Source organism: Streptomyces sp. NPDC052682 (assembly GCF_040678435.1).
In the GTDB taxonomy this organism is placed as follows: domain Bacteria; phylum Actinomycetota; class Actinomycetes; order Streptomycetales; family Streptomycetaceae; genus Streptomyces.
Window position 1 is genome coordinate 228238 of sequence record NZ_JBFATS010000003.1, and the last position, 16820, is coordinate 245057.

13 protein-coding genes are annotated in these 16820 nt (G+C 73.9%); 2 read left to right on the forward strand and 11 right to left on the reverse strand.

The window, feature by feature from the left end:
• Window positions 1-34: 34 nt before the first annotated feature.
• The 8 genes from AB0K80_RS05895 to AB0K80_RS05930 all read right to left on the reverse strand — a co-directional run bounded on the left by AB0K80_RS05895 (window position 35) and on the right by AB0K80_RS05930 (window position 9589).
• Entirely contained in the window at window positions 35-1573 is a 1539-nt protein-coding gene (locus tag AB0K80_RS05895) for a hypothetical protein (protein ID WP_365666221.1), read from the reverse strand.
• Window positions 1573-2754: an FAD-dependent monooxygenase gene (locus tag AB0K80_RS05900; protein ID WP_365666223.1), complete on the reverse strand. Its 1182-nt coding sequence runs from the start codon at window positions 2752-2754 to the stop codon at window positions 1573-1575. The genes AB0K80_RS05895 and AB0K80_RS05900 overlap by 1 nt, the downstream gene beginning before the upstream one ends.
• A 106-nt stretch (window positions 2755-2860) precedes the next feature.
• Window positions 2861-5575 (reverse strand): SpoIIE family protein phosphatase, encoded by a 2715-nt coding sequence (locus AB0K80_RS05905; protein WP_365666225.1) that lies wholly within the window; start codon window positions 5573-5575, stop codon window positions 2861-2863.
• Window positions 5576-5826: 251 nt separating this feature from the next.
• Entirely contained in the window at window positions 5827-6252 is a 426-nt protein-coding gene (locus AB0K80_RS05910; RefSeq protein ID WP_365666227.1) for an ATP-binding protein, read from the reverse strand.
• Between the two features lie 136 nt (window positions 6253-6388).
• Window positions 6389-6814: a (deoxy)nucleoside triphosphate pyrophosphohydrolase gene (locus AB0K80_RS05915; protein WP_365666228.1), complete on the reverse strand. Its 426-nt coding sequence runs from the start codon at window positions 6812-6814 to the stop codon at window positions 6389-6391.
• 157 nt (window positions 6815-6971) lie between these two features.
• Window positions 6972-7166: an SPOR domain-containing protein gene (locus tag AB0K80_RS05920; RefSeq protein WP_365666230.1), complete on the reverse strand. Its 195-nt coding sequence runs from the start codon at window positions 7164-7166 to the stop codon at window positions 6972-6974.
• 365 nt (window positions 7167-7531) lie between these two features.
• A complete protein-coding gene (locus AB0K80_RS05925; RefSeq protein ID WP_365666232.1) occupies window positions 7532-8284 on the reverse strand; it encodes a GntR family transcriptional regulator in 753 nt (250 codons plus the stop codon).
• Window positions 8285-8431: 147 nt separating this feature from the next.
• The gene (locus AB0K80_RS05930) at window positions 8432-9589 is read right to left on the reverse strand and encodes a septum formation family protein (RefSeq protein WP_365666234.1); all 1158 of its coding nucleotides are present in this window, start codon (window positions 9587-9589) and stop codon (window positions 8432-8434) included.
• A gap of 81 nt (window positions 9590-9670) precedes the next feature.
• Here AB0K80_RS05930 and AB0K80_RS05935 point away from each other — a divergent pair, with 81 nt between their 5' ends.
• Window positions 9671-10870, forward strand: a complete 1200-nt coding sequence (locus AB0K80_RS05935; protein ID WP_365666235.1) for a serpin family protein — start codon at window positions 9671-9673, stop codon at window positions 10868-10870.
• Window positions 10871-10882: 12 nt separating this feature from the next.
• On the opposite strand, the gene AB0K80_RS05940 is transcribed toward AB0K80_RS05935, so the two are convergent.
• Window positions 10883-12457: a S8 family serine peptidase gene (locus AB0K80_RS05940; RefSeq protein ID WP_365666237.1), complete on the reverse strand. Its 1575-nt coding sequence runs from the start codon at window positions 12455-12457 to the stop codon at window positions 10883-10885.
• Window positions 12458-12655: 198 nt separating this feature from the next.
• Window positions 12656-13486 carry an oxidoreductase gene (locus tag AB0K80_RS05945; protein WP_365666599.1) on the reverse strand — a complete coding sequence of 277 codons (831 nt, stop codon included), beginning with the start codon at window positions 13484-13486 and terminating at the stop codon, window positions 12656-12658.
• Between the two features lie 89 nt (window positions 13487-13575).
• On the opposite strand from AB0K80_RS05945, the gene AB0K80_RS05950 reads away from it, so the two are divergent.
• A complete protein-coding gene (locus tag AB0K80_RS05950; protein WP_365666239.1) occupies window positions 13576-14481 on the forward strand; it encodes a LysR family transcriptional regulator in 906 nt (301 codons plus the stop codon).
• A 73-nt stretch (window positions 14482-14554) separates the two neighbouring features.
• On the opposite strand, the gene AB0K80_RS05955 is transcribed toward AB0K80_RS05950, so the two are convergent.
• Entirely contained in the window at window positions 14555-16726 is a 2172-nt protein-coding gene (locus AB0K80_RS05955; RefSeq protein WP_365666241.1) for an SNF2-related protein, read from the reverse strand.
• Window positions 16727-16820: the final 94 nt, after the last annotated feature.

The window sequence follows — 16820 nt, forward strand, 5'->3', positions numbered from 1 at the left end:
GGGGGGCACCCTGACCTGCGTGGGTCCGGGTCGGTCAGTTCTGGGGGCGGGGCGGCGTCCTGGCGCAGAGGTACGGACGCGCGAGCAGCAGGCCGGTGCCGGTCGTGAGGATGCCGACGTAGACCGGCGCGAGGTGGAGGAAGTCCGTGTAGTGGATCGCGCCGTGGACGAGGACGGCCGGCAGGAAGCCGGCGGCGGCCGCCGCGGTCAGCGTCCAGAACACCCAGCTCTCCCCTCGCCGCCAGCCCCACGCGCTGAGCAGCACGATCGCCACCGCGGCGGCCATCAGGGCACCGCCGAACCCGGCGCGGTCGTGCGCGACGAACGGCAGCAGGCGCGGATGCGCGGCTTGAAGGGCCTGCGCGCTGGTGTGCAGGAAGGTCAGGTCGCTCGGCACGAAGACGCCGGTCAGACCGACCACGGAGATCACCGCCCCGCCGGCGAACAGCCCCGCTCCGGTGATGATCAGCAGCAGCTGGCCGGTCAGGGCCCGCCGGCGTTCCCGCTCCGGGCCCTCGGGCGCCAGGTGCCAGCGCGGGGGGTGCGGGGTCCGGCGGACCGCGGCCAGGAACATCGGGAACAGCACGAGTGCGGTGGCCGTGTGCAGGGGTTCCACGAACCCGGTGGCCAGGAAGTAGAAGAGGCTGGCGAAGCCGATCGTCCCCGACAGCAGGTACACCTCACGGGCCCAGGGCCAGCCGCGCCGGATCCCGCCGACGGCGAGGCCGGTGTACAGGGCGCCGATCGCCACCATCGTGCCGGCCATGGTGATGCGGTCGTGCTGGAGGAAGTGCACCAGGTGGTGGTTGACGGCGTGCAGGTCGCCGAGCGTCATGCCGAGGTAGTCCCGGTCGTACCACAGCAGCACCGGCCCGAGCGTGATCAGCGCGGCGCCGAGTCCGGCACCCGTCATGCCGAGCCCGACGAGCAGCGCCCACCACCAGGCGGGCCAGCGGCGGGGGTCGCGGCCGGCGTCCCGCAGCCCCGGAGCGGGCGCGGTGGGCGTGGCGGCCTCGGTGACCCGTGCGAACCAGCCGGGTCCGGCCTCCAGGAGAACTTCCGGCCGGGCGAGTACGACGGTGCCCGGCTCCTCGAGGGCGGCGGCCGCGGCGGTGACGGACGGGTCGGACACCCGGACCACACGCGGGTCGTCGCCGTCGGTGAACCCGTCGGCATGGGGCGCGAGGGCGGCCTCCACCTCCGGGGTGCGGGCCCGGACAACGACAGGAACCAAGCGGCCGGCCGCTGCCTCGCGCACGCTGTGCGCATCGGCCGCCGAGACGGGTGCCACCTCCACGACACCGGCCCCGAGCGGAGGCATCGCGCGTATCACCTCGCGGGCGAGCGAGGGCGGCACGCAGATCCCGAGGCGCACGGCCACGGGGACGCCCGCGATCTCGCCGGCGAGCCGCTCGGGCGGATGACGGTGACCGAAGCCCCGGGCGATCAGCCGCGCGCCCGCGGGACGCGAGCCGATCCAGGCCAGCAGCCGCAGCGCGGTGCGCCGTGAACGGCGTTCGCCGAGGAGGGCGGCGGCCGCGCCGCGCAGCGGGTGGTACGTCCAGTCCGGCATCAGCCGCCCCCGTTCTCCGTCAGGTTCGCCGGGCCGCCGGGCGGGGTCCAGCCCAGCACCGGCGTCATGGCACGCAGCGTCGCCCGCGCCGGTGTCAGCCGGGCGGCCGTGTTCCGCAACAGCACCGCGGGCGGCCACGCCAGCTGGCCGAGCACGCCGAGCCGGGCGGAGCGGCGCGCGACGGCCTGCGTGCGCGGGCGGCGCAGCACGTCGTACGAGCCGAGCGCCGCGGGCACGTCCGGGGTGCTGTCGAGACAGTGGGCCAGGGTCACCGCGTCCTCCAGCGCCTGGCAGGCGCCCTGGCCCAGGTCGGGGGTCATGGCGTGAGCGGCGTCGCCCAGCAGCGCGACCCGGCCGTGGACGAAGGACGGCAGCGGCGGCAGGTCGTACAGGTCGTGCCGGAGGACCGCGTCCGGGGGAACGGCGGCCAGCAGGGCGGGGACGGGATCCGGCCAGGTCCCGAACCGGCGGAGCAGTTCGGCGTACTCGGACGGGGCGGACGGTGTCCCGGCCGGCAGTGACGCGGTGGCGAAGCAGTACATCCGGCCGCCCGGCAGCGCCGTGCAGCCGAACCTCTCTCCGCGGCCCCAGGTCACCGCGCCCTCGCCGGGCTGCTCGGCGAGCGGCTCGGTGACCATGCGCCAGGCGGTGTAACCGGCGTACCGGGGGCCGGGCGCCCCGGGCCACAGGGCGCGGCGGACCGCGCTGCGCAGCCCGTCGGCGCCCACCACGAGGTCGGGCCGCGAGACGCCGCCGCGGTGTTCGACGACCGGGCGGCCGCCTTCGTGGCGGACCCCCGACACCTCGCTGCCGGGCCGCAGGCTGCCGGCGGGCAGCGCCTCGGCGAGCGCCCGCAGCAGGTCCGCGCGGTGCAGGACCAGCAGGGGGTGGCCGAAGCGGCGTGCCAGCTCCGCGTTGTCCGTGCGGGACAGCCAGCGGCCCCGCCGGTCGCGGACGCCGCCCGCCCTCTCGACGGCTCCGAGCGCGCGGACGGAGCGGGCCAGGCCCAGCGCCTGAAGCGCGTGCAGCGCGTTCGGCCACAGGGAGATCCCGGCGCCGATCTCGGTGAACCGCGCCGCGCGTTCCAGCACCTCGACGCGCCAGCCCCGGCGGTGCAGGGCGACGGCCGCCGCCAGACCGCCGATTCCGCCGCCGACGATGGTCGCGGCCCGCTGCGGCATGTGTCCTCGCTCTGAATTCGGGGCGTGGTGAGGCCTCAACGTACCCGAGCCGCGTCGCGGGCGCGGGTCCGCCCTCCGCGCGGGCGACGCGACGCTCCCAGCCCTCCTAGAACAGGCTCAGCAGTGCCTCCGCCGGGTCCGCGAGGCCCGTGTCGCCGCCCGGAAGGGGCAGTTCGAACCACACCGTCTTGCCGCGCGGGGTACGGCGGGAGCCCCAGGCCGCGCTGAGCAGGCCGACCAGTTGCAGGCCCCGGCCGCCCTCGTCGGTGTCGCGGGCCCGGCGGCGGCGGGGCTGGACCAGGCCGGAGTCCCAGACCTCGCAGACCAGGGTGCGGTCCAGCAGCAGACGCAGGCGGATCTCGCCCTCGCCGTAGCGCAGGGCGTTGGTGACCAGTTCGCTGACGAGGAGTTCGGTGGTGTCGACCAGCGGCTCCAGGTCCCAGGTGAGCAGCTGCGCCCGGGCGTACTCGCGGGCCCGTCCCACGCTGCGCGGCTCACGCGGCAGGGTCCAGTCGCCGACGGACTCGGCGGGCAGTCCCTGTACACGTGCCATCAGCAACGCGATGTCGTCCTCGCCGTGGTGCGTGTCGAGGGTGTTGAGGACGTGGTCGCAGACGTCCTCCAGGTACTGCGAGGGGTCGGCGCGCAGTGCCGTCGCCGGGGGGTGGTGGCCGGGTGACGGGCGGGGCGGGTCCGACAGGGCGTTGACGAACGCCTGGAGACCCTCGTCCAGCGGGTGGTCGCGGCTTTCGACCAGTCCATCCGTGTAGAGCGCGAGCAGGGCGCCTTCGGGCAGTTCGACCTCGACCTCCTCGAAGGGCTCCCCGCCGACGCCGAGCGGCATGCCCGGCGGCACGTCCAGCATCAGCGCCTGTTCGCCCGGTTCGACCAGGACGGGCGGCAGATGACCGGCGTTGGCGAAGGTGCAGCGCCGGGTGACGGAGTCGTAGACGGCGTACACGCAGGTCGCCAGGTACACCTCCGACAGGTCCGCCTCACGGGGGCGGCGGGCCGCCCGGGTGGCCTGCTGCACACCGCCGGGCGCGCCAAGGCCCCGGGCGATCTCGTCCAGCTGGGACAGGACCTCGGCCGGTTCGAGGTCCAGCTGCGCCAGTGTCCGTACCGCCGTGCGCAGTTCGCCCATCGCGACGGCGGCGCGCAGGCCGCGGCCCATCACGTCGCCGACGACCAGCGCGGTGCGGTGGCCGGGGAGTTCGATGACGTCGAACCAGTCGCCGCCGACCTCGCTGGGCCGGCCGGTGGCCGCGTTGCCGGGCAGGTAGCGGCAGGCGATGTCCAGGCCGGAGGCCTCCGGGTCGCCGGGCGGGAGCAGGGACCGTTGCAGTATCAACGCGCGTTCGTGTTCGCGCCGGTACAGGCGGGCGTTGTCGATGCAGACCGCGGCACGGGCGGCCAGTTCCACGGCCAGGTCCCGGTCGCGCTCCCCGAACGGCTCGCTGCCCTTCGTCCGCGCGAACTGCACCAGTCCCACGACCGTGTCGTGGGCGACCATCGGCACGGCGAGCGTGGACTGCACCAGCCCGCCGTCCTCGCCGGGCACGGTGCGCGGGCGGCCGGTGCGCAGGGCGTCCGCGCAGGGCGAGTTGAAGGGGTAGTGGTGGACGGCGCCGACCTCGACGGGCGCGCCGGTGCCGCTGAAGGGCGCGTCGGAGACGGCGCTGGCGAAGGCGACGCGACGCAACTCGGCGCTGCCGTCGGCCAGTCCGGGCGGGGTCTCGTCGCCCACCAGCAGGCCCTGGTAGAGGTCCACGGTGGCCAGGTCGCAGAAGCCGGGGACGACCACGTCGAGGAGTTCGCGGGCGGTGGTCTCCAGGTCGAGGGAGTTCCCTATGCGGGCGCCCGCCTCGTTCAGCAGGGCGAGGTTGCGCCGTGCGGCGGCGGCCTCGCGGGCGGCCTGGCGGCGGGCGGTTATGTCGGTGCCCAGCCAGGCGATGCCGATGGGGCGGCCCGAACCGCTGTGCACGCGGTAGAGGTTGACGGACCAGTGGCGGCGCTCGTCGGAGCCCGGCAGGAAGCCGGTGATGTGCATGTCCGTGATGGACTCGCCGGTCTCCAGCACCCGGCGCAGGGTGGCCGCGACCCGTTCGGCCTCGCCGCGCGGCAGGTAGTCGTGGACGCCGCGGCCGCGGTGGTCGTCGGGGGTGCCGCCGAAGGTGGAGGCGAACCGCTCGTTGACGCGGCGGACCCGCAGGTTCGGGTCGATGAGCAGGAAACCGAACGGGCATTGGCCGAATATCGACTGCGAGGCGGCCAGATCGGTCTCGATGCTGCGCAGCGTGCGGACGTCCACGACGATGCACACGGCGGCCTTCTCACCGTCCTCGGTGTGCGTCGGCATGACGTACACCTCGGCGAGGCCCTCCTTGCCGCGGCCCCCGTCGGGCGCCTCCGGCAGCCGGAAGGGCACCACACCGGTCCACTCGCGGCCGTCGAGGATCTCGGCCATCTTGCGCTGGCCCCGCTCGCGCAGGTCCGGGTCGATGAAGACCTCGATGGGGTCCATGCCCACGGCCCGTTCGGCGGGGATGCCGAACAGCTGCTCCGCGCGCAGGCTCCACTGGTCGACCAGGCCGTCGGGGCCGATGGAGAAGGACGCGACCTTGATGTAGTCGTAGATGGAACCGGGCGGGCTGCTCTGCCACAGGGCGTCGCCCGACGGCGCGTCGCCGGACGTCTGGCCGAGCGTCTGGCCGGGCGGTGTCTGGCCGGGCGTTCGGCCGGACGCCGCTTCGGCGGCCTGCGGCCTCGCGCCCTCCGACGGGTCCTCGGACTCCGTGGCCTTCGCTGGTATCTCGCTCACGCGAACCGTCCCCTCCAGCTCACCGCGTCCGGCACCGGTCACCGATGGCGGCTGACCCGCAGTATCCAGCACTACGGCGCCGCACGACACGGTGTTCACGATCACAGCACGTATCCGGCGGTTTTCGGACCCGGCCGTGAGAACACTTCCAGTCTTCTAACCAGGGAACACGTCGTCGAATCACCCGGTTCGACAACCCCGACCAGGCTGAACCCCCCGTTCGACAGGGCGGGGACGGACGTACAGCCGATTCAGGGGACCGCCAGTTCGAACCAGACCGTCTTGCCGTCGGCCCCCGGCCGGGTGCCCCAGCGGTTGGAGGCGGTGGCCACCAGTTGCAGGCCGCGGCCGCTCTCGTCCTCGGGCCGGGCGAGGCGTTCGCGGGGCGGGTCCGGGAGCGTGTCGGAGACCTCGACGAGCAGGACGCCGTGCGGGGCGGAGGGGCGGACCAGGCGGACGCCGATGGGGCCGGTGGCGTGCCGCAGGGCGTTGGTGACCAGTTCACTGACCAGCAGGGCCGTGAGGTCGCCGACGCTGTCGAGGGCCCAGCCGCGCAGCTGGGCGCGGACGACCGAGCGTGCGGCGCGGACCGCACCCGGGTCCGCGGGAAAGGTCCACTCGGCGCGGTCGCCTTCCGTGTCGATCACGCCGATCACTTCCCAGGCAAGCGAGCCCACCGATGTCCGGATTCGTGGGGTTAATGGGCACATACCCGATATTCGGGGGCGGGTACCGCCTGGGACCGTGGACTGTGGGACAAACGGCGTAGGGGCGGTGCCGGATCGACCGGCCGGAGCGCGCCCCTGCGAGGCCTTATGCGCTGCGGGGGTCCTGCGTGTCGAGGCCGAGGTGGGCCAGGGTGGCGCTCACGGCCGGTACGTCCTGGTCGAGCCAGTCGACGTCCCAGATCTCGGCGGGGGTGAGCCAGCGCAGCGCGTCGTGGTCCTGGAGGGGTTCGGGGGCGGGGGAACCGGGGTGCAGGCGTGCGGTCCACACGTGCAGGACGTACGGCGGCCTCAGCGGCCACTCGCCCGGGACGCGTTCGAGGGGCTCGGCGTCGACGCCGAGTTCCTCACGGAGTTCACGCACCAGGGCGGCGGCGGGGGTCTCGCCGGGTTCGACCTTGCCGCCGGGGAGTTCCCAGCGGCCGGCCAGGTCGGCGGGGGCGCTGCGGCGGGCGGCGAGGAGGTGGGGGCCGTCGGTGAGGGCGGCGCCTACGACCACGGTCGGTTCTGTCATGCGGGGGAGCGTACGACCTGGCCGGGTGCCCCGACCCCACGCGGTCAGGAAGCCGCTCCCCACCCCGCCGAGCCAAATGATCAACCCAGCCGGCCACAGGGCCACCCCAGGGCATCCACCCCGGCCGGCCAGGAAGCACCCCGGCGCGCACCCCGGCTCAGTCGTCGGCCGGGCCCGCGCCGTGGGGGCCGATCCTCTCGACCCAGTACAGCTGCTTGTGGCCGGAGCCGTCGAGGCTGTCGGCGATCTTCTGGGCCTCTGCTCGGGTCGCGTACCTGCCGACGCGGTAGCGGTTGCCGTTGTCGTCCTGGCGGATCACGAGCCAGGGAAGAGTGACCGTGCCGTCGTTCATCGCGCCCCTCCGCATCCCGCCCGCGGCCCGTACCGCGCCCCGCCCACTAAGGAAACCGCACTCCGCATATGCCCGAGCCTACGCCTTACCTTCACGCAGCGAATACGGCTTTTCACAAAGAGGTACGCATCCAGCCAGCACCACCCCGCCCCCGGGGGGCGCACGACGTGGAACGTCCCGCCTGGACGGACCGACGCATCCGGTCAGCGGCACGCCGCGCGCTCGGGCGCACCTCGGGGGCGACCTGCGAGAACGGCCAGATTGCTACGGCACCGGAAGACCACCACGGCCCCCGCACGCCTGGGGCGTCACGGCTCACGAGGGGCGTGCGGGAAGCGTGCGGGAGGGATACGCAGGGATGTTCGCTACTTGACCGGGAGGTGGTAGGCGACCCGGTAGCGGTCGGCCGGGATGACCACCTCCGCCGTCTCGACCGGCCGGCCGGAGGCGTAGAAGGTGCGCTGGATGACCAGGACGACATGGCCGGGGACGCCGCCGAGGACGAGGAGTTCCTCGGCGAGGCCGGGGCGGGCGCCGACCTCCTCGGTGACGTTGTCGACGATGACGTCGATGGCGCGCATGCGCTCCACGACGCCCATGCCGCCGAGCGGGCCCTCCTCGGGCAGCATCACCGGCGTGCGGCCGGTGACGGCCAGCGGTTCCCAGGAGGTGGAGAGCATCATCGCCTCGCCGCCCTCCCGGAACAGGTACCTCGTCCGCATCACGCGCTCGCCGGGCTCGATGCCGAGCCGCTCGGCGATCGCCGCGCTCGCCTCCACCTGCTCGCTGCTGGACTCCCAGGTGCCGCGCATCGCGGCGTCGGCCTGCTCCTGGCGGAACGGCGTGGCCCCGCCGGCCGGGCGGTAGCCGGAGCGGGCGATACGGCGGGGGGTGGGGCGCTCGCGCACGTACGTGCCCGAGCCCGAGCGGCCTTCGACCAGGCCCTCGGCCATCAGCACCTTGCGCGCCTCCAGGGCGACGGTGTCCGAGACGCCGTACTCCTCGCGGATGCGCGCCTGGGAGGGCAGGCGGGTGTGCGGTGGCAGCGAGCCGTCGACGATCTTCTTGCGGAGATCACCCGCGACACGCAGGTACGCCGGCTGCTCACCGAATGTCACTGGCCGCTCCCATCAGGTTGCACAGACAGCAACAGCGTGGCAACCGAAGGTTGTGACAGGCAAGCAAAGGCCAGAGAATCACTCGAAGTGATGACATGTGCCCCGCGCGGGCTTTACGCAGGCACTTTCTCCCCGCTATAGGCGTCCTCACACCTCGGCGTCGCCGCTCTGCCCACCCTCACCTGTGTCGCCGTCCTCGTACGACGGCGGGGTCGTCTCCAGGCCCAGGGCCTTGCGCGCGGTGACGGTCGTCGGGCCGTCGACGTAACCCCAGCCCTTGTCGTAGTGGGTGTAGTAGGTCTCGGCGTCATCGGCCGCAGCCGCCTTCGCCCAGTCCTTGCGGGCGGCCTCCATGTCCTTCACCAGCGCGGCGACGGGCCGCTCGGCGCCGGAGGGCCAGGAGTGGCCGCGCAGGGCCTCGATCTGGTCGCCGAGCTCGCCGTGCACCTGCTTCGCCCAGGACCGGGCGGCCGGCAGGTCGTCCTCGGGGTCGGTCTCGGGCTCCTCGTAGAGCACCCGGTCGACCGCGCCGGTCGCCTGAAGGAATGCGAGCTGGTCCGCGTCGAGGGTGGTCTCGTCGTTGCGCAGCGAGCCGGTCAGGCCCTGCTTGCCGTCCGTGCTGCCGAACAGGCAGGTGATCTCCCGGTCCCCGAGCGTCCAGCTGCTGCGGGACGGCACCAGGTAGTAGACGTCCACGTTCTCCGGCACGGCCCAGCTGTCCATGGCGTAGCGGTCCTGGAGCGTGGAGCAGCGGTCGTCGGCGATGCCGGTGACCTTGTCGTCCCCCGGGTAGGCCCCGCGGGGCAGGTCGATCACGGCGAAGACCTCGCCGTCGTGCCGGCGGGAGCAGGGCACCTCGTCGACGTCGTACGCGTCGCCCTCCAGGGAGCCGGTGGGCGTGTCGAAGCAGTCGCCCTTGGCGAGCGCGTAGGCGGTGCCCTCACCGTTGGCGCTGTCCTTGATCCCCTGCCAGGCCTCTCCCAGGATCCCGGTGGACAGCGTCACCCCCCACAGGGCGAGTCCCACGCAGGACAGCACGGCCCCGGCGACCGCCATGCCCTTGCCGCGCTCGCCCCGGCGCCGGATCTGCCGCAGCGCGACCAGCCCGAGGACGAGCCCGACGGCGGGCAGGAAGCAGAGGATGCCGAGCACGAGCGCGGCGACCGCGAGCCCGTTGACGGCGGACCGCGCGCCGTACGGTCCGTACGGTCCGTAGGGGCCCTGGCCCCAGGGCTGGGGGTACGGCCCGTGCGGCTGCTGCGGTCGCGGGGGCTGGTGGGGCCCGGGGGCCGGGGGGATCGACACAGGTACCGTGCTCCTGAGGCGGGCGGGCGCTGGACATACGTACGACTGGCGCATGGTAAGCGGGGAGTGGACGGGGGCGGTATGCGGATGACGAATGCGACGATCCGGGCGGTGAACGGGCTGACCGCGCGGTGGGCCGCGGAGGTGTCCGGGGGGACGGTGTTCTCGGCGGCGGGAGTGTGGCCGTTGCTGGGCTTCCTGGCGGACGGGGCGGGGGGCGGGGCGCGCCGGGAGCTCGCGGAGGCGGTCGGGCTGCCGGCGGACCGGGCGGCCGCGGCCGCGCGGGAGGTGCTGGCCGCGGCAGGCGCGCTCCGCGGGCTGGAGACGGCCCTGGGGCTGTGGACCCAGCGCACGCTGGAGCTGCGGGAGGCGTGGCAGGCCCGCCTGCCCGCCGAGGCCCACGGGGTGCTCACCGGTGACCCCGCGGCCGACCAGCAGGCCCTGGACGCGTGGGCGGTCGAGCGCACGGGCGGGCTGGTCGAGCGGATGCCCGTGGCGGTGCGGCCGGACACCGAGATGGTGCTGGCGAGCGCGCTGGCGCTGCGGACCCGCTGGCTGCGTCCCTTCGAGGAGACGGCCCTGACACCGGAGGGCGGGCCGTGGGCCGACCGTACGCTCCAGGGCCTGTGGCGCCCGAGCCGCGTGCTGGACCGGGTCGGTGTGGCGGACACGCCGCGCGGGCACGTCACCGAACTGAAGGTGCTGGGCGACAACGCCCTCGATGTCCATCTGCTGCTCGGCGAGGAGGGCATGACGCCGGGGCAGGTGCTGGCAGCCGGGGTGGACCTGCTGGCCCGCAGGCACCCGGTCGTGGCGGGTCCTCAGCTGCCCTACGGCGAGGTGGGCCCCGGTCTGCGGGTGAGGCGGGAGCGCCGGATGACGCCCGAGCCGCCCACGCTGGACGTCACCACCGTGGCGTACGGCGTGACGGCGGATCACAACCTGCTGGAGCACCACGCGTTGTTCGGGCTGACGACGGCGCGCCTGGACCTGCCCGGCCACTTCCCCGGCATCAGCGCCCTGCCGCTGTACGTCGGATCGGCCGGGCAGTCCGCCCTGGCGAGGTTCGGCGCGCGGGGCTTCGAGGCCGCCGCCGTGACGGTGATCGAGATGGCCGCGGCCGGCGGGGCTCCGCCACCGCTGCGCTACCTCACCACCACCGTCGAGGCCGTCTTCGACCGCCCCTTCGGCTTCCTGGCCCTGCACCGTCACTCGCGCCTCGTCCTCGCGGCGGGCTGGGTCACCGACCCGGAGCCCTTCCCCGAGGACGAGGTCACCTGACAGGCGGTCGGGTCAGAACTGCAACGCCCAGGCGTCGATGCGCCCGGTGTCCTGGTTGGCGTTGTCGCTGACGCGCAGCTTCCACGTGCCGTTCGCGGCCTCGGCGGAGGCGTTCACCGTGTACGTGGTGTCGATGTTGTCCGCGCTGCCGCCGGTGCCGTACGACTTCAGCGGGTACGCCGTGCCGTCCGGGGCGATCAGCTGGACCTGGAGGTCGCCGATGTAGGTGTGGACGATGTGCACCTCGACGGCCAGGGCCGAGGGCGCGTTCCCGGACACGCCGGAGACGGTCACCGGCGACTCGGTGGTGGCGTTGTCGTTGATGGCGTAGTCGGCGGTGTTCTCGAAGCGCGGGCCGGGCGGGGTCGTCGTACCGCCGCCGACGTACAGCAGGCGGTTGGGCGATCCGGTGCCCGGGTTGGTGACGACGCCGCTGGTGGCGGCGGACGTCAGGGCGGTGGAGACCTGGGCCGGGGTGGCCGTGGGGTTGTCGGCCAGGTAGAGCGCGGCCGCGCCGGCCACGTGCGGGGACGCCATCGACGTGCCGGAGATGGTGTTGGTCGCCGTGTCGCTGGTGTTCCACGCCGAGGTGATGGAGGAGCCCGGGGCGAACAGGTCCAGCACCGAGCCGTAGTTGGAGTAGCTGGCTCGGGCGTCGCCGGAGGTGGTGGCGCCGACCGTGATGGCCTCGGTGACGCGGGCCGGGGACTTGGTGGAGGCGTTGGTGGACTCGTTGCCGGCGGCGACGGCGAAGGTGACGCCGGAGGCGATGGCGTTGCGCACGGCGGTGTCGATGGCCGTGTCGGCGCCGCCGCCGAGGGACATGTTGGCGACGGCCGGCTTGACGGCGTTGCGGGCGACCCAGTCGATGCCGGCGACGACCTGGGCGGTGGTGCCCTGGCCGGAGTTGTTCAGCACCCGGACGCCGACGACCTTGGCCTTCTTGGCGACGCCGTAGGAGCCGCCCGCGATGGTGCCGGCGACGTGTGTGCCGTGGCCGTGGCCGTCCTGGGCGGTGCTGTCGTTGTCGACGGCGTCGTAGCCGTAGGAGGCCCGGCCGCCGAAGTCGCTGTGGGTGATGCGCACCCCGGTGTCGATGACGTACGCCGTCACGCCCTGCCCGGCCGAGTCCGGGTAGGTGTAGGAGCTGTTGAGCGGGAGGTTCTTCTGGTCGATCCGGTCCAGGCCCCAGGAGGGCGGGCTGGGCTGGGTCGCGGCGATGGAGAAGGTGCGGTCCTGGACGACGGAGGCGACGGCCGGGTCGGCGGCGAGCCGCTCGGCCTCGGCCTCGGAGGCCTCCACGGCGTAGCCGTTCAGCGCCTTGGTGTAGGTCCGCTCGATGTCGGCGCCGTACTTCTCGGCGAGGGCGCGGCCCTGGGCGGTACCGGCCTTCGCCCGGTCGGCCTTGAGGGTGACGATGTAGCTGCCGTCGACGGCGTTCGCGGCGCCGTCGTACTGGATGCGGCCTTGGGCGGCCGCGGGGGCGGCGCCTGCGGGGAGGGCGGAGACGAGGCCCGCGACCAGCGCCGCGGTGGTCGCCGCGCCGAGCGCGGCCAGTCTTCGCCGGGTGGGACGCATCACGATCATGCGAGGGGTCCTCCTCGATCGGTGGTGCACGTGTGGGGTTGGTGCACGACCACCGGACGCCGCGACCCTCTTCGGACCTGCCTTTAGGCATGCCCATGTCAACAGAGGGGCGACTCCTGTGCGTCAGCGAAAGATTGAGGCCTCCACAGGAATTGCACAAGGGCCCTGCACGGACAGGCAGGGCCCTCATCGTGTCCGTCAGTCGTCGAACGCCGTCGCCCGCGTCCGCTTCTCCCAGGCCAGCACCTCCTCGCGGACCTGGTCGAGATGGCCGAGGATCGTCGTGACGCTGTCGTCGCCGAGGGGCAGGCGCAGCGGCGTGTTGTCCGCCTGGAGCGCGGCCAGGATGAGGGCGGCCGCCTTGGCCGGGTCGCCCGGCTGGGTGCCGTCGCCGCCGTTGACGTAGGCACGGGTCCGGCTCACCTTCTCGTACACCCCGCTGTCGGCGCTCGCGCCCGCCCGGTCGCCCTGGAAGAGCGAGGTCCGGAAGGCACCCGGTTCGACGATCAGCACCTTGATGCCGAACTCGGCGACCTCGTCCGCGAGCGCCTCGCTCATGCCCTCCAGGGCGAACTTCGTTCCGCTGTACGCCGAGAAGCCCGCGAAGGAGCCCTGCCCGCCCACGCTGCTCATCTGCACGATCGCCCCGGAGCGCCGCTCGCGCATGACCGGCAGCACCGCCCGCACCAGGGCGGCCGGCCCGAAGACATGCAGGTCGAACAGCGCGCGCAGTTCCTCGTCGGCGGTCTCCTCGAAGGCGCCGACATGGGTGCGGCCCGCGTTGTTCACCAGCACGTCGATCCGCCCGTGCCGTGCCACGACATCCCGTACGGCCGCCTCGGCGGCGCTGGTGTCGGCGACGTCCAGGCGCAGCGCCTCCACCTGGTCGGGGTGCGCGGCCACCAGGTCCTCCAGCGCCTCGGGCCGCCGGGCCGCGCCGATCACCACGTCCCCCTCGGCGAGCGCCGCCTCGGCGATCGCCCGCCCGAAACCGCTGCTCGCGCCCGTGATCAGCCACACCTTGTTCATGACGACTCCCCTGTCTCGTCGGTTCACGCCAACCAGCCTGTGGCATAGGTGAGTTGGCCGTCCAAGATCTCCCGTGATAACCGATGGTCATGACAGCCGACGTCCATGTACGAGACCTGCGCTACTTCGTGGCGGTGGCCGAGGAACTGCACTTCACCCGCGCGGCCGAGCGCCTGTACGTCTCCCAGCCCGCGCTCAGCAAACAAGTACGGGCGCTGGAACGGCAGTTGGGTGTCGAGCTGTTCCGGCGCGACCGGCGGGGCGTTTTCCTCACCGAGGCCGGCACGGCCCTGCTGCCGCACGCCCGGCGGGTTCTGGCCGCGTGGGCCCAGGGGGCGGCGGCGGTGGAGTCGGCCCGAGCGGCGCAGCGCAGCACGCTGGTGGTGGGCATGAGCACCAGCCCGGGCCGCGGCGGACTGCTCCCGGCGATCCGCTCCCGCTTCACGGCCGCGTATCCGGGGACGGCCGTCCGGCTGCGGCAGGTGAACTGGCAGGACCCGACCGCCGGCCTCGCCGACGGCAGCTCGGACGTGGCCTTCGTCTGGCTGCCCCTGCCCGGCCAGGAGCGCTTCGCCTGGACGGTCCTCGCCGAGGAACCGCTGCTTCTCGCCCTCCCGGACACCCACCCCCTGGCCGGCCGCGCCGAGATCGACTTCACGGACCTGCTCGACGAGCCGTTCCTCGCCCTGCCCGAGAGCACGGGCCCGCTGCGCGACTACTGGCTCGCCCTGGACGCCCGTGGCGGCCGCCCTCCCCGCATCGGCGCGGAGATCGCGAGCACGGAGGAGACGTACGAGGCCCTGGTCGCCGGGCTCGGCGTGTGCCTGGTGGCGCAGGGCAACGTCCCGCTGCTCACCCTGGGCGGGGTGACCGCACGCCCCGTGCGGGGCGTGACGCCCAGCCGCTACGTGCTGGCCTGGCGGCGGGAGGACGGAGGGCGGGAACTGGTACGGGGATACGCCCGGGCGTGCCGGGAGGTGGCGGCGGCGAAGTGACGTCGCCGGCAGCTGTCCCCCGGCACCGAGGCACCGCGACTCCCCACGGACACCGCCCACGCGGCACCGGGACTCACACCTCCACGTCGACGCCGGCGTCCGCCACCCCCAGCCGCGCCTGTTCCTCCTCCACGATGCGCCGGGCCAGGGCGACGTCCGAGACGTCGACCGCGTCCGGGGTCGACTCGGCAACCGCGCTGCGCCGCGCGTAGGCGTCGAACAGGCGCGTCTTGTTCTCCAGCATCCGTACCATGCGCTCGTCCACGCCTCCGGTCGCGAGCAGCCGGTGCACCTGGACCGGGCGGACCTGTCCCATGCGGTGGGCCCGGGCCACGGCCTGGTGCTCGACGGTGGGCTTGAGCTGCGGCTCGCAGAGGATGACGACGGACGCGGCCTGCATGTTGAGTCCGACCCCGCCGGCCTCGATCTGGGAGAGCAGCACCGCGTGACCGGACGCGGCGGAGAACTCGTCCACGATCTGCTGCCGGCGCCCCGGCGGCACACTGCCGGTGATCGGCCCGACGACCTGCCCGGTCCCGGCGTCCAACGCCTCCCGCACGACGCCGAGAACATCGCGGAAAGCGGAGAAGACCACCACCTTCAGCCGGTTCTCGGCGGCCTCGGCGACCAGTTCCCGCAGCCGCTGGAGCTTCGCCGACTGCCGTGGCCGTGCGTAGGCCGCGCGGCGCATCGCCATGAAGTTGCCGGACCGTACGGCCTCCCGGTACGCCTCCTCGTCCGCCGCGCTCAGTTCCTCCCACTCGTCGGTGTGCTGCAGCACGGGCAGTTCGGTGAGCACGTCCTGCTGGTTGCGGCGCAGGTAGACCGGCGCGACCGCCTTGCGGAACGCCTTGGAGCCGGCCACCGAGTCCTGGTCGTCGACCGAGTCGGCGAAGTCCGGCCGCAGGATCCGCACCAGGTTGCGGAACTCCGCGACCCGGTTCTCCATCGGCGTACCGGTCAGGAACAGGACCCTGTCGCAGCCTTCGGCCCAGGCGGTCACCGCCTCGGCCCGCCGGGTGCGCGGGTTCTTCACGTAGTGCGCCTCGTCGACGACGAGCATGCCGATGTCGCCGCCGCCGGGCGTGGGGAAGCCGCGCAGCGCGTCGAAGGTGGTGACCGCGACGCCGCCCCGGCCCTTCCAGTCGGCGAACGCCTCCTGCCGGTCCGGCCCGTGCAGCGGCATGGCCCGCAGGGCGCTGCGGGTCTCGATCTCCCGGGTCCAGTTGATCAGTACGCTCGCCGGGCACACGACCATGAAGTGGCTCCGCCCCTCGGCCGCGAGGTGCGCGAGGGCGGCGATGGCCTGCACGGTCTTGCCGAGGCCCATCTCGTCGCCGATGAGCACCCGGCGCTGGGCGAGGGCGAAGCGGGCGCCGAACGCCTGGTAGCCGCGCAGTGAGACCCGGCAGTGCCGGTCGTCCAGTCGCTGCTCCCGTACCCGCCCGGCCACCTCGTCGGGCAGATGCCCCTCGGCTGCCGCGGTGTCCGGCCCGCGCCCGGAGATCTCCGCGAGGAGGCTGTAGTACTCGGCCGAGCGCAGCTCGAAGTCGACCCAGGCGGCCAGGTCGCTGTCGGGACGGCGCAGCAGGTCGACGGAGGCCTGCGCGAACTGCTCCGGCAGGCCTTCCTGTGCGGCCTCCTCGGTCAGCCGCCGCAGTTCCGCGACGGCCTCCGGTGCCCGCGTGCGCCCCTGACGGCCGGCGAGCAGCATCCGCCATCGCCCGGTGGCGGGCCGGGCGTCGGCCAGCAGCGGCTGGAGACGCGCCGCCAGCGCCGCCCCCGCCTCGGCCGCGCGTCGCGCCGCGGGCCCGGCTTCCGCCAGCACGTGCAGGGCGCGGACCAGCGCGGTGCTGCGCGGCTCGGGGTGGTCCACGTCGATCCGTACGGCGACGGACTCCCGGACGGCATCGGCGATCTGCCGGGCCGCGGCGACCGTCTGCTCCGCGGTGCGCTGCCCGACCCCGGGCGTCTGCCGCAGCCGGTACGGCCCGGCCTCCAGCACGTCCCGCACGGTCCGGAAGCCGCCCTTCTCCAACTCCCCCAGCCGCAGCCGCCCCTCGGTGACCTCCCGCAGCCGCGCGACGGGGATACGGGCGAGTTCCTCCTCGGCCAGCCCGTCGTGCAGCGGCCGCAGCGCCTCGCGCACCTCCCCGACGGCCCGCTCGTAGTCTTCGGCGACCTGCCCGGCGGCCTGCGCCAGCCGCGCCCCCCGCCGAACCGCCTCCCGCTCGGCACGCCCCATCCCGCCCCGCCCTTCCTCACCGTGCTCAGGGCATGGTGCCATCGCGCACCGACAGTGGGGGCGGGTGAGGCGCACAGTAGGTGAGAGCCAGGCT

Bases quoted from the DNA above. Each gene is read 5' to 3' on its own strand.
- AB0K80_RS05895 (WP_365666221.1), bottom strand. From the start codon at position 1,573: ATGCCGGACTGGACGTACCACCCGCTGCGCGGCGCGGCCGCCGCCCTC.
- AB0K80_RS05900 (WP_365666223.1), bottom strand. From the start codon at position 2,754: ATGCCGCAGCGGGCCGCGACCATCGTCGGCGGCGGAATCGGCGGTCTG.
- AB0K80_RS05915 (WP_365666228.1), bottom strand. From the start codon at position 6,814: ATGACAGAACCGACCGTGGTCGTAGGCGCCGCCCTCACCGACGGCCCC.
- AB0K80_RS05920 (WP_365666230.1), bottom strand. From the start codon at position 7,166: ATGAACGACGGCACGGTCACTCTTCCCTGGCTCGTGATCCGCCAGGAC.
- AB0K80_RS05935 (WP_365666235.1), top strand. From the start codon at position 9,671: ATGCGGATGACGAATGCGACGATCCGGGCGGTGAACGGGCTGACCGCG.
- AB0K80_RS05940 (WP_365666237.1), bottom strand. From the start codon at position 12,457: ATGATCGTGATGCGTCCCACCCGGCGAAGACTGGCCGCGCTCGGCGCG.
- AB0K80_RS05945 (WP_365666599.1), bottom strand. From the start codon at position 13,486: ATGAACAAGGTGTGGCTGATCACGGGCGCGAGCAGCGGTTTCGGGCGG.
- AB0K80_RS05950 (WP_365666239.1), top strand. From the start codon at position 13,576: ATGACAGCCGACGTCCATGTACGAGACCTGCGCTACTTCGTGGCGGTG.
- AB0K80_RS05955 (WP_365666241.1), bottom strand. From the start codon at position 16,726: ATGGGGCGTGCCGAGCGGGAGGCGGTTCGGCGGGGGGCGCGGCTGGCG.